Raw genomic sequence first — 19,894 nt, 5'->3', positions numbered from 1 at the left:
GGCCTGTCCTAGGGTCCGCCGGGCAGGCCCTGAGGCCCGGTGCTGAAGGAGACCCGGGTGTGGTGGTCGCCGGTGCGGATGGTGAGGCCGTGCCCGGGGAGGCAGGTCGGGTCGCCGCCGTCGGCGAGCCAGGACGCCACGGCGGAGCCGAGCAGCAGCGGGTCGAGGGTGGGGTCGGGGCGGTCCCAGTCCGGTTCGGCGCGGGCTTCGAGCAGCAGGCCGGTGTGCAGTCGGAGCAGGTGGCGGGCCGGGCCGAGGGCGGCCACCGCGACGGCGAGGCCGGGCAGTTCGGCGGCGGTGTCGGCGAGCCAGCGGGTGGCGGGGCGTTCGGCGTGGGTCTCGGTGCGGGCGAGCACTTCGGCGGTGTAGCGCAGGGCGTCGTCCGGGTGTTCGTCGGTGAGGGCGTGGAAGCCGCGCGGGGTGTGGTCGTCGGGATCGAAGGGGTAGCGTCGCAGGCTCACCTCCGTCCCCTCGCTCTTGCCCTCGACGTCGTAGGCGGTGGGCCGGTCGGTGGCCCCGGGGCGGGGGACGGGCTTGGGGTAGGGCGGCAGGACCGGTTCGTCCCGGGGTTCGTCCAGCCCGTCCAGGAAGGAGTAGAGCAGCGGGCGCAGCACTTGGGCGGACTCGCCGCGGTGGGCGAGCGAGCGGTCGGTGATCGGGCGCAGGCCGGCCGGGTCCTGGTGCAGGGCCTGTTCGAGCTGGGCGAGCAGATCCCCGTCGGGGTCGAGGGCGGGGGCGGTCTGGCCGAAGGCGTAGCTGGGGGAGTGCGGGTCGAGTTCGGCGGCGCCGGTGGCGACCAGCAGGGTGGGGCGTTCCAGGGCGGCGCCGTAGACGGACACCGAGCCGTGGTCGCCGATCAGGCAGTCGGCGGCGACGAGGGCGGCCTGCCAGCCCTGGTGGGGCGGGATGAGGCGCAGGCCCATCCGGCGGGCGTCGTCGAGCAGGGCCTCGGGGTCGTGCCGGTTCCAGATGTTGGGGTGCAGGACGACGGCCACCGTGTACTCGTCGGCGGGGAGTTGGCGGACCAGCCGCTGGGGCAGGTCGGGGTGGCGGCCGAATAACGAGTGCCCGCTCCAGGTGGAGTTGACGACGACGAGCCGCCGGCCGTCGACGGCGCCGAGGGCGGCGCGGTAGCCGTCGCGGGAGCGGCGGCTGCGGAGCATCCGGTCGAAGCAGGGGTCGCCGACGACCTGGGCGACGTCGAGGGCCTCGGGGCAGGAGATCCGTAGCCGGTCCAGCTGTTCGGGGTGGGAGAGGCCGAGGACGTCGACGAACACCCGCCCGTGGTAGGTGAGTTCGTTGCGGGAGAGGCCTGCGGAGCTGACCGTGTCGCCGGTGGACTCGGTCACCAGGCGGTTGTAGCCGGCGCCGTGCGGGAGGACGACGAGCCGGGCGTCGAGGCGGTGCATGGAGGCGTGGACGGCGCAGGCGACGGCCAGGTCGAAGCGGCGCCGGACGGCGTCCTCCCAGTCCAGCACGGTGATGCCGGGCAGGTCGCGCAGGTAGTCGTCGAGGCCGTCGGCGAACGCGGAGCCGGGGTTGATGGTGAAGTACCGTTCGATGCCGTCCCGGCGGAGCAGGGTGAGGACGTCGAGGACCCGGGTGGCCGAGGTGAGGGTGCGGGCGACCGCCAGCACGTGGGCGGCGACCGGTCTGGTGTTCCAGCGGTCGGCGGGCCAGGCGTGTTGGTGGGGTGGCACGTCATGATCGTACTCATCAGGCCGTGTCGTGGCGCGCCGTTCGCGGGAGTCGGTCGGCCCGGGTGTCGGTCAGCCGGTCGCCGCGGTGGGCTCGTGGTGCTCGGCGGCGGCGCACTCGTCGAGGAGGGGGCGCAGGGTGTCGTCCACGAGCCGGTAGCGCACGACGCGGCCGTCCCTGTCGCCGGTGACGACGCCGGCCGTCCGGAGCAGCCGCAGGGCCTGGGAGACGGCGGGGTCGCGCATGCCGGTGGCGACGGCGAGGTCGGTCACGGCGAGCGGGCCGGCCCGGTGGAGGGCGAGCAGGAGGGCGAGCCGTCCGGGGTCGGCGAGCAGGGAGAACCGCTCGGCCCAGGAGCGGACGTGCGCGGTGTCGCCGATCGCGGCGATGGCCTCGCAGACCCGGTGTCCGTCGATGGTGCGGTGGCCCGCGCGGTCGGCCGGTACGAGATGCATGCGCTCATTGTCGCAGGCGGGGGCGTGTGATCCTGGACACCTGCGCAGGTGCGCAGCCTTGCAAGGGTGGGGCCTGGCCCCTACGGTGTTCCCCGCCGTGGTGCTCGGGAAGACCGGTGACGGATCCTCAGGGATCCCAGCCCGGAGCGGCCCTCGCCACTGTGATCGGGCCATCGCGATCGTCGTCGATGGAGAGTCGTCCGTACCCACGACGCCACTGGGAGCCTCGCGCGCCTGGGAAGGCGGGTACGGAATCCCCGTAAGCCAGGAGACCGGCCACGGCATCTCACGAACTGTTTCCACGAGGTGCTGGAGCGTGACCCGAAGATGACCGTGCCCGAAACCGCCGCCGCCGAGCCGACGGCGACACCGCCCGCGCTGCCCACGTTCCGCTGGAGGCGCGAGGACACCATCCGTACGGCCGGGCTGATGGGGGTGATCGTGGCCATGCACGTGGTGGCCTTCGGGACGCTCGTCTTCCTGGTGGCGCCGCACAAGTACGAGGTCGGTACCCAGGTCTTCGGGGTGGGCCTGGGGATCACCGCGTACACCCTCGGGATGCGGCACGCCTTCGACGCCGACCACATCGCGGTGATCGACAACACCACCCGCAAGCTGATGGCGGACGGCAAGCGGCCGGTCTCGGTCGGCTTCTGGTTCGCCCTCGGGCACTCCTCGATGGTGGTGCTCATGGCGGCCCTGGTGGCGGGCGGCGCCCAGCTGGCCAACATCCTGATGGACGACGAGTCGGCCACCCACAAGTGGCTCGGGGTGGTCGGGACGACGACCTCCGGCGTGTTCCTCTACCTGATCGGCGCGCTCAACCTGGCCGCGCTGCTCGGCATCCTCAAGGTGTTCCGGTCGATGCGGGCCGGGTCGTACGACGAGGCGCAGCTGGAGGAGCACCTCAACTCGCGGGGGTTCATGGCCCGGGTGCTGAACCGGGCGACCCGGTCGATCACCCGGCCCGGGCAGATGTTCCCGGTGGGCATGGTGCTGGGGCTCGGCTTCGACACCGCGACCGAGGTCACCCTGATGGTGATGGCCGGGTCGGGCGCGGCGGCCGGGCTGCCCTGGTACGCGATCGTCTGCCTGCCGCTGCTGTTCGCGGCCGGGATGAGCCTGTTCGACACGCTGGACGGGACGTTCATGAACTTCGCGTACCAGTGGGCCTTCGCCAACCCGGTCCGGAAGGTGTACTACAACCTGACGATCACCGGGCTGTCGATCGCGGTGGCGTTCGTCATCGGCACCATCGAACTGGTCGGCGTGCTGCACGAGAAGCTCGACCTGACCGACCCGGTCACCGGCTGGATCGCGGACATCTCGCTGGACAACGTCGGCTACGCGATCGCCGGGCTGTTCGTGGTGGTCTGGGCCGCGGCGATCGCGTACTGGAAGCTGGCCCGGGTGGAGAAGCGCTGGGTGGCGGCCGAATAGGGGCCACCGGTGGTCCGACGGCGCCTCCCTCGCGGGTTCGGGGGAGGCGCCGTCGCGTTGCCGCGGGTCAGTGCCGGTCGCCGTAGCGCTGACGGAAGCGCTCGACCCGGCCGGCGGTGTCCAGGACGCGCGACTGACCGGTGTAGAAGGGGTGGCTGGCCCAGGAGATCTCGACGTCGATCACCGGGTAGGTGGTGCCGTCCTCCCACTCGATCGTGCGGTCGCTGGTGACCGTCGAGCGGGTGAGGAAGGCGAGGCCGCCGACCTTGTCGCGGAAGACGACCGGGCGGTAGGCGGGGTGGATGCCGGGCTTCATGGGTGGGCTCCTTTTCGGGCGGGGGGTCAGCGCTCTTCGCGGAAGTCGACGTGCCGGCCCGCGACCGGGTCGTACTTGCGCAGGACCATCCGGTCCGGGTCGGTGCGGCGGTTCTTGCGGGTCACGTACGTGTAGCCGGTGCCGGCGGTGGAGCGGAGCTTGATGACGGGGCGCAGTTCGCTGCGGGCCATGGGTGTCCTCCCGGGTGGTCGGGGTGTTCGGGGCCGGGGTGTTCGGGGCTGGGGCGAAACCGTACACCGAAATGGAAGTCATTTTCATCTGGTGTAACGTGAGCTCCGTCCTGCCCATTCCCGGACGCCAGGGAGCATCCATGTCCGCCCACTGCCAACTCACCGGCCGTCGACCCGGCTTCGGCAACGCGATCTCGCACTCGCACCGCCGCACCCCCCGCCGCTTCGACCCCAACATCCAGCACAAGCGCTACTGGCTGCCCGGCGAGGGCCGGTACGTCCGGCTCACGCTCAGTGCCAAGGGCATCCGCACCATCGACACGATCGGCATCGAGGCCGCCGTCGCCCGCATCCGCGCCCGAGGGGGGAAGGTCTGATGGCCAAGCGGAGCAAGATCGCCAGGAACGAGCAGCGGCGCGCCGTCGTGGCGCGCTACGCCGAGCGCCGCGCCGAACTCAAGCGGATCATCGCCCACCCCGGCACCGCCCCCGCCGAGCGAGAATCCGCGCAGGCCGAACTCGCCCGCCAGCCCCGTGACGCCAGCGCCACCCGGATCCGCAACCGCGATGCCGTCGACGGCCGCCCGCGCGGCTACCTGCGCGCCTTCGGCCTCTCCCGGATCAACCTCCGCGCCCACGCCCACGCCGGCCACCTGCCCGGCGTCCGGAAGGCCAGCTGGTGAGCGGCGTCGACGGGCCGGACCGCCCGGCCGGAATGGGCGGCATGGACGGGATCAAGCTGCCGGTGGTGGTCGTCGCCGGGCTCCACAGCGCCGAACGCCGCCTGGCGGTGGACGAGTTGATGCACGGCGCGGTGGACGCGGTGGTCCTCCACCACGACCTGCGGGAGTCCTCGCACGGCCTCGTCCACCGAGAGCTGCGCGACGGGGGAGGCGGGTTCGACGTCGCCGCCGTCCCGCTGGTGAACGACTGCCCCTGCTGCGCCCTGCGCGAGGACCTGGTGCCCCGGCTGGTGCGGATCGCCGACGAAGGCCGGTACGGGCTCGCGATCGTCGAACTGTGGGGCGGCAGCGACCCGCACCCGGCCGTCGAGGTGATCGCCGGGGGAGCGGCGGACGGCCGCCACCTGGAGGACGTCGTCGAACTCGCCGGCGTGGTCACCGCCGTCGACCCGGACCGGCTGATCGGCGAACTCTCGGTATCCGACGACCTGGTGGAGCACGGCGAGCACACCGCCGCCCAGGACGAGCGGACCCGCGCGGAGGCGCTCGCCCACCAGGTCGAGTACGCCACCACTCTGGCGGTGCCGCGCGCGACGGCGCACGCGCCCGGGCTCGCACTGCTCCGCCAGCTCCACCCCACCGCCCGGGTCGTCCGGCTCGGCACCGGCGCGCTCACCCGGGCCGCCCTCGGCGGCTTCGACGTCGCGGCCGCCCGCGACCGGGTCAACCCGGCGATAGCGCTGCTCCCGCAGGAGAGCGACGAGGCCGGCGTCACCACGCTGGTCTGGGAGCGCCGCCGGCCGCTGCACCCCGAGCGGCTGCACCGGGCGCTGGAACTGCTCGTCCCCGCCGCACAGCGCAGCCGCGGCCGCTTCTGGCTGGCGAACCGGCCCGACCTGATGCTCGCCTGGGACGCGGCCGGGGCCAACCTCGCCGTCGAGGAGTGCGGGCCCTGGCTCACCTCCCTGCCGGACGCCGCCTGGGACCGCTACCCGCCCGCCCGCCGGGCCGCCGCCGCCCTCGACTGGCACCCGCTGCACGGCGACCGGGTGCAGCAGCTCTGCTTCACCGCGGAGGGCCTGGACGTCGACGGCGTCACCGGGCTGCTCGATTCCTGCCTGCTCACCGACGCCGAGCTCGCCGCCGGCGAACCCGGCTGGAAGGCCCTGCCGGACGCCTTCCAGGACCTGCTCGACCCCGTTCACTGAGGAACCATCACTGTGCGTAAACGACCGAACGTGCCCAAGGCCCGGCCCAACCCGCTGCTGGCCGCCGGCATCGAGTACGTCGACTACAAGGACACCGACCTGCTGCGGCGGTTCGTCTCCGACCGCGGCAAGATCCGAAGCCGCCGCGTCACCCGCCTCACCGTCCAGCAGCAGCGGGCCACGGCCCGGGCGATCAAGAACGCCCGCGAGATGGCCCTGCTCCCGTACGCCTCCGGCGCCACCCGGTAGGAGCCCCCGATGGCCGTCCCCGAGCGCAAGACCTCCCGCGGCAACACCCTCCCTCCTGCCCGCCGGCGGGCAGGAGGGGCCCATGCGCCGAGCCCGGTGGAAGGCCGAGGCCCCGAAGCCGGTCCCGATCACCCTGAACGGCCGCGAGCTGCCGGTCCCGCCGAACCTGGTCCCCGCCTACCGCCGCGGCCTGCTCGATCCGGAGGGGGAGTAGGCGCCTCCGGGGGCGGCCGAGCCGAGGGAGCGCAGGCGTCGGCTTGGGGCGTGCGAGGGTGCGGGCGCGCCCCGTCGGGGGTGCTCGGCGGGCGGATCGGGGTGGGGGTTCGTAGGCTCGACGCATGTCTGATGCGTACGCGGGTCGGCGGGAGCGGGTGAGGGAGCACTGCAGTGCGGCCGGGGCCGATGCGGCGCTGATCACCCGGGCGGCGAACGTGCGGTATCTGACGGGCTGCGCGCCCTGCGGGGCGACGCTGCTGCTGACCCGGGAGCGGACGTTGCTGGCGCTGCCGGACGACCTGCCGCCGGACGACACCGGGGAGCACTTGATCGCCGCGGACGTCCCCCAGGCGCCGGTGGCGGCCGGGGCGGACACCGCCCTGGCGGCCGCGGCCGCCGCCGCCCGGATGGGGGTGGCAGACCTGGCGGTGGAGGAGCACGACCTGACCGTCACCCGGCACCGGGCGGTGGCGAGCCTGGCGGAGGGGGCTCGGCTGGCCGACCTGGGGCAGGTGGTCGAGCGGCTGCGGGTGGTCAAGGACGAGCACGAGATCGCCGACCTGCGGATCGCCGCCGAGATCGCCGACCAGGCGCTCGGCGAGCTGCTGGAGTCGATCCTGGTCGGCCGCACCGAGCGGCACCTGGCGATGGAGCTGGAGCGCCGGATGATCGACCACGGCGCGGACCGGGCGGCCTACCCGGTGTCGGTCGGCACCGGCAGCCACTCCGGCCAGCCCGCCCACCAGCCGACCGACCGCCGGGTGGAGGAGGGCGACTTCCTCACCGTGGTGATGGGCGCCCAGTACCGCGGCTACGGCGTCTCCACCGCCCGGACCTTCGTGATCGGCGCCGCCCCCGCGCCCTGGCAGGTGGAGCTGCACCGGCTGGTCTTCCGGGCGCAGCGGGCCGGCCGGGAGGCGCTCGGGCCGGGCGTGGAGCAGTACGTGCCCGACCGGGCCGCGCGGCAGATCCTGGAGGCGGCCGGCCACGGTGAGGCGTCCCCGCACCCGGTGGGCCACGGCATCGGGCTGGAGATCCGGGAGGCGCCGCGACTCGGTCCGTCGGACATGGGTAAACTGGACAGCCGCGTGCCGGTCACCGTCGGCCCAGGGGTCCACCTCCCGGGCAAGGGCGGCGTCCGGATCGAGGACACGCTCGTCGTCCGCCCCCTCGAGGAGGGCGGGCCCGAGCTGCTCACCATCACCACCAAGGAGCTCCTCGCCCTGTGACCGCGGCCTATCGACGGCCGTCGGCGACGGGACGCAAGCCTTGGTTCCTTGACAGCTATATCCAGGAGTAAGTGCGCCCGTGGCTTCCACGAACGATCTCAAGAACGGCATGGTCCTCAAGCTGGAGGGCGGCAAGCTCTGGTCCGTCGTCGAGTTCCAGCACGTCAAGCCCGGCAAGGGCCCGGCCTTCGTGCGCACGAAGCTCAAGGAGGTCCTGACGGGCAAGGTCGTCGACAAGACCTTCAACGCCGGCACCAAGGTCGAGACCGCCAACGTCGACAAGCGCGGCATGCAGTTCTCGTACAAGGACGGCGAGAACTTCGTGTTCATGGACACGGACACCTACGACCAGGTGACCGTCGAGCCCGCCGTCGTCGGCGACGCCGCCAAGTACCTGCTGGAGGGCTTCGACGCCCTGGTCGCCATGTACGAGGGCGCCCCGCTGTACATCGAGCTCCCGGCCTCGGTCGAGCTGGAGATCTCCCACACCGAGCCGGGCGTCCAGGGCGACCGCTCCACCGGTGGCTCCAAGCCGGCCACGCTGGAGACCGGCGCCGAGATCGCCGTCCCGCTGTTCATCGTGACGGGCGAGAAGATCAAGGTCGACACCCGCGACGGCAGCTACCTCGGCCGGGTGAAGTAAGTCCGTGTCGGCCGCACGTAGCAAGGCCCGTACCCGGGCCTTCCAGATCCTCTTCGAGGCCGACCACCGCGGGGTCGACCCGCAGGCCGTCCTCGCCGACTGGGTGGCCCGCGCCCGCGAGCCGAAGCCCGACGAGGGCACCCCGCAGGTCGGCGAGTACACCATGGAGCTGATCGAGGGATACGTCCAGCACGCCCGCCGGATCGACGACCTGATCTCGCAGTACGCGGTGGGCTGGACGCTCGACCGGATGCCGATCGTGGACCGCAACGTCCTGCGGCTCGGCGCGTACGAGCTGATCTGGGAGGACGGCGTCCCGGACGCGGTCGTCCTGGACGAGGCCGTCGAGATCGCCAAGGAGTTCTCCACGGACGACTCCCCGGCCTTCGTCAACGGTCTGCTCGCCCGCTTCCTGGAGCTGAAGCCCAGCATCCGCCGGTAGGTCCTGTTCCGCCGGCGGGGGTGGCACCCCGCAGAACGGCCGCCGAACCCGGATCCCGGGTCCGGCGGCCGTCGCGGGTTTCACCCGGTCGGCGTAAGGTGGTCCCTACTCGCCAGTAACTTGGCGTTCGGAACCCCCGCAGTGAAGGGCAGGCCACCCCCCATGACCACCGCGACCCGCAGCGAGTTCGACCAGGGCATCGCCCTGACCAGGCACCCTGACGAGCCCGGCCGCTACGAGGCCGAACTCGGCACCGGCTGGCAGATCGGCGGCGGGGTCAACGGCGGACTGCTGCTCGCCGTCGCCGGACACGCGCTGTCGCTGGAGCACGGCGACCACCCTGACCCGGTGTCGATCAGTGGTTACTACCTGTCCGCCTCCACCCCCGGCCCGGCCACCGTCCGCACCGAGGTGCTGCGCACCGGCCGCGGGCTCTCCACCGGCACCGCCTCGCTCAGCCAGGACGGCGTGGAGCGGCTGCGCGTGGTGGCCAGCCACGGCGACCTCGCCACCGCGGACGGCGAGGTGCGCACCAGCGCCGAGCCGCCGCGGCTGCCGCCGCCGGACCAGTGCATCGGCGTCGAGCACGCCCCCAAGGAACTGATCGCCCAGGCCGAGCTGCTGGAGCGCTTCGACCTGCGGCTCGACCCGGCCACCATCGGCTGGGCGCTCGGGCAGCCGTCCGGCAACGGCCGGATCCAGGGCTGGTTCCGGCTCGCCGACGGCCGCGAGCCCGACCCGCTGCTGCTCCTGCTGGTCGCCGATGCGCTGCCGCCGGTCACCTTCGACCTGGGCCTGCCCGGCTGGGCCCCGACCGTCGAGCTGACCGTCCACCTGCGGGCGAAGCCGGTCCCGGGCTGGCTGCGGGTCACCCACGCCACCCGCAACCTGGCCGGCGGGTACTTCGAGGAGGACGCCGAGGTCTGGGACGAGGCCGGCCGCCTGGTCGCGCAGTCCCGCCAGCTGGCGCGGGTGCCGCGCGGGGCCTGAATCAGACGATTTACCGTCGGTTACATTCCTGTGACACGCCGTACGTGTGCGGCGCGCGGTGGTGGGGAGGAAGACGGTCAGCGGCGAGCCCGCCGCTGACCGTCACCCGCCGATGCCAGGAGCCACGCGTGAGCGAGCGCAGCGAGCGAACCGTCGAAGTGTGGGCGAACGCCCCTGCCGAGCGTGTCGAGGTGGGCGCATGAGCCGACACGGCCGCGCCCGCCGCAACTCCGACTGCACCGCCGGCGGCCCGCGACCCACGGTGCGGGCGCCGCGTCAGCGGCAGCGGGTCGAGGGGGCCGAGCAGGCCTTCGTCATCGGGATCCTGACCAGCGCGGCGGACTTCGCCCGGGCCCGTGCCTGGGGCGTGTCGAACGCCGCCGACTTCGAGAGCTACCTGGCCGACACCGCCGAGTTGCTGGCCGACGTGGCGGAGCGCTTCGACGTCGTGCGGGCCCGGATGTTCCACCCGCAGGACTTCGAGGAGTTCTGCGTCCTGCACGGGCTGGACCCGGCCGAGCCGGCCGCCCGCGACCGCTACCTGGTCAACCCGCCGCTGCGGACCCAGCTGTTGGCCTATCAGGGCGAGGAGCTGGCCGGGGACTTCGTGCCGCGCCTGGTCCGGGCCCGGGAGAACGGGCTGACGCTCTGCCACGCCGACCTGGTGCTGGACGGCGGCCTGTACGGGGGTGCGGGCGGGGCCGACGAGGACCACACCCGGTGGGTGCGCGCCGCCCACCAGCGCGGCGGCGAGGTGTTCCGCCGGATGCTGGTCGGTGCGGGTGCCGGGGTGTACGAGCTGCGGCTGCGGGTGGACGCGCCGGGCGGGCGGCTGACCGCCGCGGCCCGGGTGCTGCAGTGGGAGGACGGCGTCGTACGGATCAACGACGAGGACCTGGAGCTGGTCTGCGCGGTGCTGTGCGCCGGGCTGGCGCTGGAGCTGCCGGGCGTGGCGGTGCTGCACGGCTCGCAGGGCTCGGCGGCGGCCGGCGGGGCCCGCGGCGGAGCCGCGGACGAGCACTTCCGGCCGGCCTCCTGGGCCTGGTCGAGCAGCGGGCAGGACTGGGCGCCGGCGGCCCGGCCGGTACGGCTGGACGGCGTGGCGGCGCAGCCCGGCTACAGCCTGGGGGCGGTCGGCTGAGGCGCGCCCTTCGGCACGGCGGTGGCCACCGCACGCGAAACGGCGCGGCCCCCGGGGTGCGGGGTGCCGCGCCGTGACGTTTCTGCTTGGCCCGGAAGGCGGACCGAGCCGGCCGGAGCCGGTGCGGCGAACGTCAGCTCGCCTCCTCCTCGCGCACCGCGCGGCGCGCGTCGGGGTTCAGCACGCCCCAGGAGATCAGCTGTTCGGTGAGGATCGACGGCGACTGGTCGTAGATGACCGCCAGGGTGCGCAGGTCGTCCTGGCGGATCGACAGCACCTTGCCGTTGTAGTCGCCGCGCTGGCTCTGGATCGTCGCAGCGTAGCGCTGCAGCGGGCCGGCCTTTTCGGACGGGACCTGGGTCAGTCTCTCCAGGTCGAGGACCAGCCGCGGCGGCGGCTCGGCCGCGCCACCGGGGGTGCCGCCGGGCAGCAGCTCCTGCACCGGGACGCCGTAGAACTCCGCCAGCTCGGCCAGCCGCTGCACGGTGACCGCACGGTCGCCGCGCTCGTACGAGCCGACGACGACTGCCTTCCAGCGCCCCTGGGACTTCTCCTCGACACCGTGCAGGGAGAGACCCTGCTGAGTGCGGATCGCTCGGAGCTTGCCTCCGAGTTGCTTCGCGTAGTCGCTGGACATTGATCTCCCCGGACGAGATTGCTTCGCGTTCAGTGGTGGGTCACGGGCGATTGCCGACGCCGTTACCGGTGGGTTCGACGTCCGTCTCGTAACTCACTGTGAGGTTACGTAGAGTGAGGTAGCTGCGTCAAGCCGAATGGGGCAGTCGTGCGAATGGACCGCATCGGTGACGCATCCGGGGCGTTAACCCGGTGAAGCGGAATGGTGGGCGTCCGGTTGCCTCCCGGCCCGCTGATAGGATGACCCGAAGCCCACGCCAGGTGGCGGGGCTGTCCCCGACATCCTTTAAGACCCGTCCCGTGAGGCGGGGAAGGAGGTCCGCTTCGGCATGACCACACACCAAGATTCGACGCCGCGACCGCCGCACCAGGTGCTGGACGGCACGGACATCGCCCGGGTCGTCACCCGGATAGCGCACGAGATCGTCGAGCGCGCCAAGGGCGCGGAGGACGTCGTGCTGCTCGGCATCCACACCAGGGGCGTCCACCTCGCCCGCCGCCTGCACGGCCGGCTGGCCCAGATCACCGGGCGCGAGATCCCGCTGGGCACCCTGGACATCACCATGTACCGGGACGACCTGCGGCTCAAGCCCGCCCGCGCCCTGGAGCACACCGAGATCCCGCCCGGCGGCATCGACGGCAAGCTCGTCATCCTGGTCGACGACGTGCTCTTCTCCGGCCGGACCATCCGCGCCGCGCTCGACGCGCTGAACGACATCGGCCGCCCGCGCGCCGTCCAGCTCGCCGTCCTGGTCGACCGCGGCCACCGCGAGCTGCCGATCCGGGCCGACTACGTGGGCAAGAACCTCCCCACCTCGCTGCGCGAGGCCGTGCAGGTGCGCCTGTCCGACAGCGACGGCGTGGACGCCGTGCTGGTCGGCGACCGCGACTACACCGCGCGCTCCTCCCAGGCCCTGGCCTCCCAGCCGTCCGAACCGCACCTCCCGGAGTAACCCGCGTGAAGCGCCACCTCGTCTCCGCCGCCGATCTCACCCGCGACGACGCGCTGCTGATCCTGGACACCGCCGAGGAGCTGGCCCAGCTCTCCGGACGGGCCGTGAAGAAGCTGCCCACGCTGCGCGGCCGCACCGTCGTCAACCTCTTCTTCGAGGACTCGACCCGTACCAAGACCTCCTTCGAGGTCGCCGAGAAGCGGCTCTCCGCCGACGTCATCAACTTCTCCGCCAAGGGCTCCTCGGTCTCCAAGGGCGAGAGCCTCAAGGACACCGCGCTCACCCTGCAGGCGATGGGCGCCGACGCGGTCGTCATCCGGCACCACGCCTCGGGCGCGCCGGCCCGCCTCGCCCAGTCCGACTGGCTGCACGGCAGCGTGATCAACGCCGGTGACGGCACCCACGAGCACCCCACCCAGGCGCTGCTCGACGCCTTCACCATGCGCCGCCACCTCAACCCCGGCCTGGGGCAGGACCTGGCGGGCCGCCGGGTGACCATCGTCGGCGACGTCCTGCACAGCCGGGTCGCCCGCTCCAACGTCCACCTGCTGACCACCCTCGGCGCCCAGGTCACCTTCGTCGCCCCGCCGACGCTGCTGCCGATCGGCATCGAGAACTGGCCCTGCGAGATCAGCTACTCCCTGGACAGCGTGCTGCCCAAGACGGACGCGCTGATGATGCTGCGGGTGCAGCGCGAGCGGATGAACGCCGCGTTCTTCCCGACCGAGCGCGAGTACAGCCGCCGCTACGGCCTGGACGGCACCCGGATGGCCCAGCTGCCCGGCCACGCCATCGTGATGCACCCCGGCCCGATGGTGCGCGGCATGGAGATCACCGCCGAGGTCGCGGACTCGCCGCGCTGCACCGTGGTCGAGCAGGTCGCCAACGGCGTCTCGGTCCGGATGGCCGTCCTGTACCTGCTGCTCGGGGGAGCCACCCTCAACGACGCCCGCACCGACTCCGTGGAGACCGCTCAGTGACCACCTACCTGATCCGCAACGCCCAGATCCTCGGCGGTGCCCCGCAGGACCTCCACCTCGCCGACGGCGTGATCAAGGCGATCGGCACCGACCTGGCGGTCGAGGCGGACATCGAGATCGACGCCCGCGGCCTGATCGCGCTGCCCGGCCTGGTCGACCTGCACACCCACCTGCGCGAGCCCGGCCGCGAGGACGCCGAGACCGTGCTCACCGGCACCCAGGCCGCCGCGATGGGCGGCTTCACCGCCGTGCACGCGATGGCCAACACCACCCCGGTGGCCGACACCGCCGGCGTGGTCGAGCAGGTCTGGCGGCTCGGCCAGGAGGCCGGCTACTGCGACGTGCAGCCGGTCGGCGCCGTCACCATCGGCCTGGGCGGCAAGAAGCTCGCCGAGCTGGGCGCGATGCACGAGTCCGCCGCGAACGTGCGGGTCTTCTCCGACGACGGCAAGTGCGTGGACGACGCGGTGCTGATGCGCCGCGCCCTGGAGTACGTCAAGGCCTTCGACGGCGTCGTCGCCCAGCACGCCCAGGAGCCGCGGCTCACCGAGGGCGCCCAGATGAACGAGGGCCAGGTCTCCGGCGAGCTCGGGCTCGGCGGCTGGCCGGCCGTCGCCGAGGAGTCGATCATCGCCCGGGACGTGCTGCTCGCCGCGCACGTCGGCTCCCGGCTGCACGTCTGCCACGTCTCCACCGCCGGCTCGGTCGAGATCATCCGCTGGGCCAAGGCCAAGGGCTGGGACGTCACCGCCGAGGTCACCCCGCACCACCTGCTGCTCACCGACGAGCTGGTCCGCTCCTACGACCCGGTGTACAAGGTGAACCCGCCGCTGCGCACCGCCGAGGACGTCCAGGCGCTGCGCAAGGCGCTGGCGGACGGCACCATCGACGCCGTCGCCACCGACCACGCGCCGCACCCGGACGAGGACAAGGACTGCGAGTGGGCCGTCGCCGCGATGGGCATGGTCGGCCTGGAGACCGCGCTGTCGGTCGTGCAGCAGACCATGGTCGACACCGGCCTGCTGAACTGGGAGGGCGTCGCGGACCGGATGTCGCACCGCCCGGCCCGGATCGGCCGTCTCGCCGGACAGGGCCGGCCCGTCTCGGTCGGTGAGCCGGCCAACCTGGTGCTGTTCGATCCCGCGTACCGTGGTGCCGTGAACCCGGACAGCTTCGCCACCCGCAGCCGCAACACTCCCTACAAGGGCCTTGACCTGCCCGGACGGGTGCACGCCACCTTCCTGCGCGGGCGCGCCACCGTGCTGGCCGGAGAGCTCGCCGAGCAGGGCGGCGCGGCGTGACCGGCCTGGCCCAACTCGCCCAGCAACAGGCGAAGGTCACCAACTGGCCCGGGTACATCGGCTGGGCCGTCGGCCTGCTGATCGTGATCGGCCTCGTCTACTGGCTGATGCGGCAGGGCTGGAACTGGCGGCGCACCCTCCAGTCCGGCATCCCGCCGCTGCCCGCCGTGCCGGCCGGCGCCGGACGGAAGATCCTGGAGACCAGCGGGCGGTACCACGGCACCACCACGGCCGGGAACTGGCTCGACCGGGTCGTCGCGCACGGCCTGGGCACCCGCAGCCGCGCCGACCTCACCCTCGGCGAGGACGGCCTGCTGGTGCAGCGCCCCGGCGACGTCGACCTCTGGATCCCGGCCGGGTACCTGACCGGTGCCCGCACCGACTCCGGGATCGCCGGAAAGGTCGTCCCGGCCGGACTGCTCGTCGTCACCTGGACGCACGAGGGCACCGAGCTGGACTCGGGCTTCCGGGCCGACCACCCCGACGAGCACGCCGCCTGGGTCGAGGCGATCGCTCAACTCGCAACACGTACGAAGACGAAGACGGAAGAGGCCGCTCAATGACCGCACCTGCCCCCACCACGCAGCGCCGACGGCGGGAGCGCATGCCCGCTGTGCTCGTCCTGGAGGACGGCCGGACCTTCCGCGGCCAGGCCTACGGCGCGATCGGCGAGACCTTCGGCGAGGCGGTCTTCAACACCGGCATGTCCGGCTACCAGGAGACCCTGACCGACCCGTCGTACCACCGCCAGGTGGTCGTGATGACCGCCCCGCAGATCGGCAACACCGGCTGGAACGACGAGGACGACGAGTCCAAGCAGATCTGGGTCGCCGGCTACGTCGTGCGCGACCCCGCCCGGGTGGCGTCCAACTGGCGCTCCACCCGCTCGCTGGACGAGGAGCTCGTCCGCCAGGGCGTCGTCGGCATCAGCGGCATCGACACCCGGGCGCTCACCCGGCACCTGCGCGAGCGCGGCGCGATGCGCTGCGGCATCTTCTCCGGCCAGGAGCTGGCCGACCCGGCCACCCTGCTCGCCCGGGTGCAGCAGTCGCCCGAGATGAAGGGCGCCGACCTGTGCGCCGAGGTGGCCACCACCGAGGCGTACGTCGTGCCCGCGATCGGCACGAAGCGGTTCACCGTCGCCGCGCTGGACCTCGGCATCAAGGGGATGACCCCGCAGCGGATGGCCGAGCGCGGCATCGAGGTGCACGTGCTGCCGGCCAACTCCACCCTGGAGGACCTCTACGCGGTCAACCCGGACGGCGTCTTCTTCTCCAACGGCCCGGGCGACCCGGCCACCGCCGACCACCAGGTCGCCGTCGCGCAGGGCGTGCTGGAGCGCAAGACCCCGTTCTTCGGGATCTGCTTCGGCAACCAGATCCTCGGCCGCGCGCTGGGCTTCGGCACCTACAAGCTCAAGTACGGCCACCGCGGCATCAACCAGCCGGTGCAGGACCGCACCACCGGCAAGGTCGAGGTGACCGCGCACAACCACGGCTTCGCCGTGAACGCACCGCTGGACAAGGTGAGCGACACCCCCTACGGCCGGGTCCAGGTCTCCCACGTCTGCCTCAACGACGACGTGGTCGAGGGCCTCCAGGCGCTGGACGTCCCCGCCTTCAGCGTGCAGTACCACCCCGAAGCGGCTGCCGGCCCGCACGACGCGGCCTACCTCTTCGACCGGTTCGTCGAGCTCATGCGAGGCGACGACAAGCACAGTGTTGAGCTCATGGAGGGCCAGCGTGCCTAAGCGCACTGACATCAAGTCCGTCCTGGTGATCGGGTCCGGCCCGATCGTGATCGGCCAGGCCGCCGAGTTCGACTACTCGGGCACGCAGGCCTGCCGCGTCCTCAAGGCCGAGGGCCTGCGGGTCGTCCTGGTCAACTCCAACCCGGCCACGATCATGACCGACCCGGAGATCGCCGACGCCACCTACGTCGAGCCGATCACCCCGGAGTTCGTCGAGCGGATCATCGCCAAGGAGCGCCCCGACGCGCTGCTGCCGACCCTCGGCGGGCAGACCGCGCTCAACACCGCGATCTCGCTGGACGCCAACGGCGTGCTCGCCAAGTACAACGTCGAACTCATCGGCGCCAAGGTCGAGTCGATCCACAAGGGCGAGGACCGCGAGCTCTTCAAGGGCGTCGTCGAGGCCGTCAACGCCAAGATCGGCCACGGCGAGTCCGCCCGCTCGGTCATCTGCCACACCATGGACGAGGTGCTGGCCGGCGTCGACACGCTCGGCGGCTACCCGGTCGTCGTCCGCCCCTCCTTCACCATGGGCGGCGCCGGCTCCGGCTTCGCCCACGACGAGGAGGACCTGCGCCGCATCGCCGGCCAGGGCCTGGCGCTCTCGCCGACCACCGAGGTGCTCCTGGAGGAGTCCATCCTCGGCTGGAAGGAGTACGAGCTGGAGCTGATGCGCGACAAGAGCGACAACGTCGTGGTCGTCTGCTCCATCGAGAACTTCGACCCGATGGGCGTGCACACCGGTGACTCGATCACCGTCGCCCCGGCGATGACCCTCACCGACCGCGAGTACCAGATCCTGCGCGACATCGGCATCGCCGTGATCCGCGAGGTCGGCGTCGACACCGGCGGCTGCAACATCCAGTTCGCCGTCAACCCCGACGACGGCCGGGTCATCGTCATCGAGATGAACCCGCGCGTCTCCCGCTCCTCGGCGCTCGCCTCGAAGGCCACCGGCTTCCCGATCGCCAAGATCGCCGCCAAGCTGGCCGTCGGGTACACCCTGGACGAGATCCCCAACGACATCACCGAGCAGACCCCGGCCTCCTTCGAGCCGACCCTCGACTACGTCGTGGTCAAGGTCCCGCGCTTCGCGTTCGAGAAGTTCCCGAGCGCCGACGCCACGCTGACCACCACCATGAAGTCGGTCGGCGAGGCCATGGCCATGGGCCGCAACTTCCCCGAGGCGCTGCAGAAGGCGCTGCGCTCGCTGGAGAAGAAGGGCTCCCAGTTCTCCTGGACCGGCCCGGTCGGGGACAAGGCCGAGCTGCTGGTCAAGGCGGTCGTGCCGACCGACGGCCGGATCAACACCGTGATGCAGGCCATCCGGGCCGGCGCCACCCCGGAGGAGGTGTTCGAGGCCACCAAGATCGACCCGTGGTTCGTCGACCAGCTCTTCCTGCTCGACGAGATCACCGGGGAGCTGACCGAGGCCGCCGAGCTCACCCCCGAGCTGCTGCGCCACGCCAAGCGGCACGGCTTCTCCGACCAGCAGATCGGTGAGATCCGCGGCCTGAAGCCGGACGTCGTCCGGGAGGTCCGGCACGCGCTCGGCATCCGCCCGGTGTTCAAGACCGTCGACACCTGCGCCGCCGAGTTCGCCGCCAGGACCCCGTACTTCTACTCGTCCTACGACGAGGAGAACGAGGTCGCCCCGCGCACCAAGCCGGCCGTGATCATCCTCGGCTCCGGCCCGAACCGCATCGGTCAGGGCATCGAGTTCGACTACTCCTGCGTGCACGCCTCCTTCGCGCTGGCCGACGCCGGGTACGAGACCGTGATGGTCAACTGCAACCCGGAGACCGTCTCCACCGACTACGACACCTCCGACCGGCTCTACTTCGAGCCGCTCACCCTGGAGGACGTGCTGGAGATCGTCCACGCCGAGCAGCAGGCCGGCCCGCTCGCCGGCGTGATCGTCCAGCTCGGCGGCCAGACCCCGCTCGGCCTGGCCCAGGCGCTCAAGGACAACGGCGTGCCGATCGTCGGCACCCAGCCCGAGGCGATCGACCTCGCCGAGGAGCGCGGCGCCTTCGGCCGCGTGCTGCGCGACGCCGGCCTGCCCGCCCCCAAGCACGGCACCGCGTTCTCCTTCGCGGAGGCCAAGGCGATCGCCGACGAGATCGGCTACCCGGTGCTCGCCCGCCCGTCGTACGTGCTCGGCGGCCGCGGCATGGAGATCGTCTACGACGAGGCCTCGCTCGCCTCCTACCTGGAGCGCCACGCCGGCCTGATCTCCGAGCACCCGGTGCTCATCGACCGCTTCCTCGACGACGCGGTGGAGATCGACGTCGACGCGCTGTACGACGGCACCGAGCTCTACCTCGGCGGCGTCATGGAGCACATCGAGGAGGCCGGCATCCACTCCGGCGACTCCGCCTGCGCGCTGCCCCCGATCACCCTCGGCGGCTTCGACATCAAGCGTCTGCGCACCTCCACCGAGGCCATCGCGCGCGGTGTCGGCGTCCGCGGCCTGATCAACATCCAGTTCGCGCTGGCCGGGGACATCCTGTACGTGCTGGAGGCCAACCCGCGCGCCTCCCGCACCGTGCCGTTCACCTCCAAGGCGACCGCGGTGCCGCTGGCCAAGGCCGCCGCCCGGATCTCGCTCGGCGCCACCATCGCCGAGCTGCGCGCCGAGGGCCTGCTCCCGGCCGAGGGCGACGGCGGCACGCTGCCCGCCGACTGCCCGATCTCGGTCAAGGAGGCCGTGATGCCGTGGAGCCGCTTCCGCGACGTCCACGGCCGCGGCGTGGACACCGTGCTCGGCCCGGAGATGCGCTCGACCGGTGAGGTCATGGGCATCGACAAGGTCTTCGGCACCGCCTACGCGAAGGCCCAGGCCGGTGCGTACGGCGCGCTGCCGACCAAGGGCAAGGTCTTCGTCTCGGTCGCCAACCGGGACAAGCGCAACCTGGTCTTCCCGGCCCGCGCGCTGGTCAGCCTCGGCTTCGAGGTGCTCGCCACCGCCGGCACCGCCGAGGTGCTGCACCGCGGCGGCATCCCGTCCACGCTGGTGCGCAAGCACAGCGAGGGCGAGGGCCCGAACGGCGAGCGGACCATCGTCCAGCTGATCCACGACGGCGAGGTCGACCTCATCATCAACACGCCGTACGGCACCGGCGGGCGCCTCGACGGCTACGAGATCCGCACCGCCGCCGTGTCCCGCGGCGTGCCCTGCCTGACCACCGTCCAGGCGATGGGCGCGGCCGTCCAGGGCATGGACGCGCTGCTGCGCGACGAGGTCGGCGTGATGTCGCTCCAGGAGCACGCCGAACTGATCAACGCCGGCCGCAAGTAGCACCACCGCAGTGGGGGGCACCGACGCCAGACGGGTGCCCCCCACTTCCATGCCCTGGTCCGGGTGCTCACGC

The 19,894-nt window shown here is 72.4% G+C and carries 22 protein-coding genes and 1 riboswitch; of the genes, 17 read left to right on the top strand and 5 right to left on the bottom strand.

The window, feature by feature from the left end; all coding sequences use genetic code 11:
• Positions 1 to 8 precede the first annotated feature (8 nt).
• On the bottom strand, positions 9 to 1,700 hold the full coding sequence (locus P3T27_RS26820; protein ID WP_280682898.1) for a hypothetical protein: 1,692 nt from the start codon (positions 1,698 to 1,700) through the stop codon (positions 9 to 11).
• Positions 1,701 to 1,769: 69 nt separating this feature from the next.
• Positions 1,770 to 2,153 (bottom strand): metalloregulator ArsR/SmtB family transcription factor, encoded by a 384-nt coding sequence (locus P3T27_RS26815; RefSeq protein WP_280682896.1) that lies wholly within the window; start codon positions 2,151 to 2,153, stop codon positions 1,770 to 1,772.
• Between the two features lie 81 nt (positions 2,154 to 2,234).
• Positions 2,235 to 2,449: riboswitch (cobalamin riboswitch) on the top strand.
• A 31-nt stretch (positions 2,450 to 2,480) separates the two neighbouring features.
• Between P3T27_RS26815 and P3T27_RS26810 the strand changes: the two genes are divergently transcribed.
• Positions 2,481 to 3,593, top strand: coding sequence for a HoxN/HupN/NixA family nickel/cobalt transporter (locus tag P3T27_RS26810; RefSeq protein ID WP_280682894.1), 1,113 nt, complete (start codon positions 2,481 to 2,483; stop codon positions 3,591 to 3,593).
• A gap of 67 nt (positions 3,594 to 3,660) precedes the next feature.
• Here P3T27_RS26810 and P3T27_RS26805 read toward each other — a convergent pair whose 3' ends face one another.
• Both P3T27_RS26805 and rpmG read right to left on the bottom strand, forming a co-directional pair.
• Positions 3,661 to 3,909 carry a type B 50S ribosomal protein L31 gene (locus P3T27_RS26805; RefSeq protein ID WP_280682892.1) on the bottom strand — a complete coding sequence of 83 codons (249 nt, stop codon included), beginning with the start codon at positions 3,907 to 3,909 and terminating at the stop codon, positions 3,661 to 3,663.
• A 26-nt stretch (positions 3,910 to 3,935) separates the two neighbouring features.
• On the bottom strand, positions 3,936 to 4,100 hold the full coding sequence (rpmG, locus tag P3T27_RS26800) for a 50S ribosomal protein L33 (protein ID WP_280682890.1): 165 nt from the start codon (positions 4,098 to 4,100) through the stop codon (positions 3,936 to 3,938).
• A 140-nt stretch (positions 4,101 to 4,240) separates the two neighbouring features.
• On the opposite strand from rpmG, the gene rpmB reads away from it, so the two are divergent.
• From rpmB to P3T27_RS26750, 10 genes are all read left to right on the top strand, one after another.
• Positions 4,241 to 4,477 (top strand): 50S ribosomal protein L28, encoded by a 237-nt coding sequence (rpmB, locus tag P3T27_RS26795; protein WP_280682888.1) that lies wholly within the window; start codon positions 4,241 to 4,243, stop codon positions 4,475 to 4,477.
• On the top strand, positions 4,477 to 4,782 hold the full coding sequence (gene rpsN / locus P3T27_RS26790; RefSeq protein ID WP_280682886.1) for a 30S ribosomal protein S14: 306 nt from the start codon (positions 4,477 to 4,479) through the stop codon (positions 4,780 to 4,782). The genes rpmB and rpsN overlap by 1 nt, the downstream gene beginning before the upstream one ends.
• Positions 4,779 to 5,990, top strand: coding sequence for a GTP-binding protein (locus tag P3T27_RS26785; protein ID WP_348534137.1), 1,212 nt, complete (start codon positions 4,779 to 4,781; stop codon positions 5,988 to 5,990). The genes rpsN and P3T27_RS26785 overlap by 4 nt, the downstream gene beginning before the upstream one ends.
• 6 nt (positions 5,991 to 5,996) lie before the next feature.
• Positions 5,997 to 6,239: a 30S ribosomal protein S18 gene (gene rpsR, locus P3T27_RS26780; protein ID WP_280683021.1), complete on the top strand. Its 243-nt coding sequence runs from the start codon at positions 5,997 to 5,999 to the stop codon at positions 6,237 to 6,239.
• A gap of 82 nt (positions 6,240 to 6,321) precedes the next feature.
• The gene (locus tag P3T27_RS26775) at positions 6,322 to 6,453 is read left to right on the top strand and encodes a 50S ribosomal protein L32 (protein ID WP_280682884.1); all 132 of its coding nucleotides are present in this window, start codon (positions 6,322 to 6,324) and stop codon (positions 6,451 to 6,453) included.
• Between the two features lie 124 nt (positions 6,454 to 6,577).
• The gene (locus tag P3T27_RS26770; RefSeq protein WP_280682881.1) at positions 6,578 to 7,684 is read left to right on the top strand and encodes a M24 family metallopeptidase; all 1,107 of its coding nucleotides are present in this window, start codon (positions 6,578 to 6,580) and stop codon (positions 7,682 to 7,684) included.
• Between the two features lie 79 nt (positions 7,685 to 7,763).
• Positions 7,764 to 8,327: an elongation factor P gene (efp, locus tag P3T27_RS26765; RefSeq protein WP_280682879.1), complete on the top strand. Its 564-nt coding sequence runs from the start codon at positions 7,764 to 7,766 to the stop codon at positions 8,325 to 8,327.
• A gap of 4 nt (positions 8,328 to 8,331) precedes the next feature.
• A complete protein-coding gene (gene nusB, locus P3T27_RS26760; protein WP_280682877.1) occupies positions 8,332 to 8,769 on the top strand; it encodes a transcription antitermination factor NusB in 438 nt (145 codons plus the stop codon).
• A gap of 162 nt (positions 8,770 to 8,931) precedes the next feature.
• Complete coding sequence (locus P3T27_RS26755) at positions 8,932 to 9,759, top strand: thioesterase family protein (RefSeq protein WP_280682874.1); 828 nt, start codon at positions 8,932 to 8,934, stop codon at positions 9,757 to 9,759.
• Positions 9,760 to 9,958: 199 nt separating this feature from the next.
• Complete coding sequence (locus P3T27_RS26750; RefSeq protein WP_280682872.1) at positions 9,959 to 10,900, top strand: hypothetical protein; 942 nt, start codon at positions 9,959 to 9,961, stop codon at positions 10,898 to 10,900.
• Between the two features lie 133 nt (positions 10,901 to 11,033).
• Here the strand turns inward: P3T27_RS26750 and P3T27_RS26745 are convergent, their stop codons facing one another.
• Positions 11,034 to 11,537 carry a transcriptional regulator gene (locus tag P3T27_RS26745; RefSeq protein WP_031072501.1) on the bottom strand — a complete coding sequence of 168 codons (504 nt, stop codon included), beginning with the start codon at positions 11,535 to 11,537 and terminating at the stop codon, positions 11,034 to 11,036.
• Between the two features lie 328 nt (positions 11,538 to 11,865).
• On the opposite strand from P3T27_RS26745, the gene pyrR reads away from it, so the two are divergent.
• From pyrR to carB, 6 genes are read left to right on the top strand one after another with little or no spacing between them, the layout of a single operon-like run.
• A complete protein-coding gene (gene pyrR, locus P3T27_RS26740) occupies positions 11,866 to 12,489 on the top strand; it encodes a bifunctional pyr operon transcriptional regulator/uracil phosphoribosyltransferase PyrR (protein ID WP_280682866.1) in 624 nt (207 codons plus the stop codon).
• A gap of 5 nt (positions 12,490 to 12,494) precedes the next feature.
• Positions 12,495 to 13,469: an aspartate carbamoyltransferase catalytic subunit gene (locus P3T27_RS26735; protein WP_280682864.1), complete on the top strand. Its 975-nt coding sequence runs from the start codon at positions 12,495 to 12,497 to the stop codon at positions 13,467 to 13,469.
• Complete coding sequence (locus P3T27_RS26730) at positions 13,466 to 14,770, top strand: dihydroorotase (RefSeq protein WP_280682862.1); 1,305 nt, start codon at positions 13,466 to 13,468, stop codon at positions 14,768 to 14,770. Before P3T27_RS26735 ends, P3T27_RS26730 begins: the two co-directional genes overlap by 4 nt.
• Positions 14,767 to 15,333: a hypothetical protein gene (locus P3T27_RS26725; protein WP_280682856.1), complete on the top strand. Its 567-nt coding sequence runs from the start codon at positions 14,767 to 14,769 to the stop codon at positions 15,331 to 15,333. Before P3T27_RS26730 ends, P3T27_RS26725 begins: the two co-directional genes overlap by 4 nt.
• The gene (carA, locus tag P3T27_RS26720; RefSeq protein WP_280682854.1) at positions 15,330 to 16,520 is read left to right on the top strand and encodes a glutamine-hydrolyzing carbamoyl-phosphate synthase small subunit; all 1,191 of its coding nucleotides are present in this window, start codon (positions 15,330 to 15,332) and stop codon (positions 16,518 to 16,520) included. The genes P3T27_RS26725 and carA overlap by 4 nt, the downstream gene beginning before the upstream one ends.
• Positions 16,513 to 19,821: a carbamoyl-phosphate synthase large subunit gene (gene carB / locus P3T27_RS26715; RefSeq protein ID WP_280682852.1), complete on the top strand. Its 3,309-nt coding sequence runs from the start codon at positions 16,513 to 16,515 to the stop codon at positions 19,819 to 19,821. The genes carA and carB overlap by 8 nt, the downstream gene beginning before the upstream one ends.
• The last annotated feature ends 73 nt before the right edge of the window (positions 19,822 to 19,894 follow it).

The sequence above is a fragment of the Kitasatospora sp. MAA19 genome, assembly GCF_029894125.1.
Classification (GTDB): Bacteria; Actinomycetota; Actinomycetes; order Streptomycetales; family Streptomycetaceae; genus Kitasatospora.
Note: the sequence above shows the minus strand (reverse complement) of the source record. Positions and strands in the feature narration are given on the sequence as shown.

Coding starts and splice junctions, on each gene's coding strand:
- carA (WP_280682854.1), top strand. CDS start 15,330: ATGACCGCACCTGCCCCCACCACGCAGCGCCGACGGCGGGAGCGCATG.
- P3T27_RS26810 (WP_280682894.1), top strand. CDS start 2,481: ATGACCGTGCCCGAAACCGCCGCCGCCGAGCCGACGGCGACACCGCCC.
- P3T27_RS26770 (WP_280682881.1), top strand. CDS start 6,578: ATGTCTGATGCGTACGCGGGTCGGCGGGAGCGGGTGAGGGAGCACTGC.
- rpmB (WP_280682888.1), top strand. CDS start 4,241: ATGTCCGCCCACTGCCAACTCACCGGCCGTCGACCCGGCTTCGGCAAC.
- P3T27_RS26750 (WP_280682872.1), top strand. CDS start 9,959: ATGAGCCGACACGGCCGCGCCCGCCGCAACTCCGACTGCACCGCCGGC.
- rpmG (WP_280682890.1), bottom strand. CDS start 4,100: ATGGCCCGCAGCGAACTGCGCCCCGTCATCAAGCTCCGCTCCACCGCC.
- rpsN (WP_280682886.1), top strand. CDS start 4,477: ATGGCCAAGCGGAGCAAGATCGCCAGGAACGAGCAGCGGCGCGCCGTC.
- pyrR (WP_280682866.1), top strand. CDS start 11,866: ATGACCACACACCAAGATTCGACGCCGCGACCGCCGCACCAGGTGCTG.
- P3T27_RS26745 (WP_031072501.1), bottom strand. CDS start 11,537: ATGTCCAGCGACTACGCGAAGCAACTCGGAGGCAAGCTCCGAGCGATC.
- P3T27_RS26805 (WP_280682892.1), bottom strand. CDS start 3,909: ATGAAGCCCGGCATCCACCCCGCCTACCGCCCGGTCGTCTTCCGCGAC.
- P3T27_RS26815 (WP_280682896.1), bottom strand. CDS start 2,153: ATGCATCTCGTACCGGCCGACCGCGCGGGCCACCGCACCATCGACGGA.
- P3T27_RS26755 (WP_280682874.1), top strand. CDS start 8,932: ATGACCACCGCGACCCGCAGCGAGTTCGACCAGGGCATCGCCCTGACC.
- P3T27_RS26775 (WP_280682884.1), top strand. CDS start 6,322: ATGCGCCGAGCCCGGTGGAAGGCCGAGGCCCCGAAGCCGGTCCCGATC.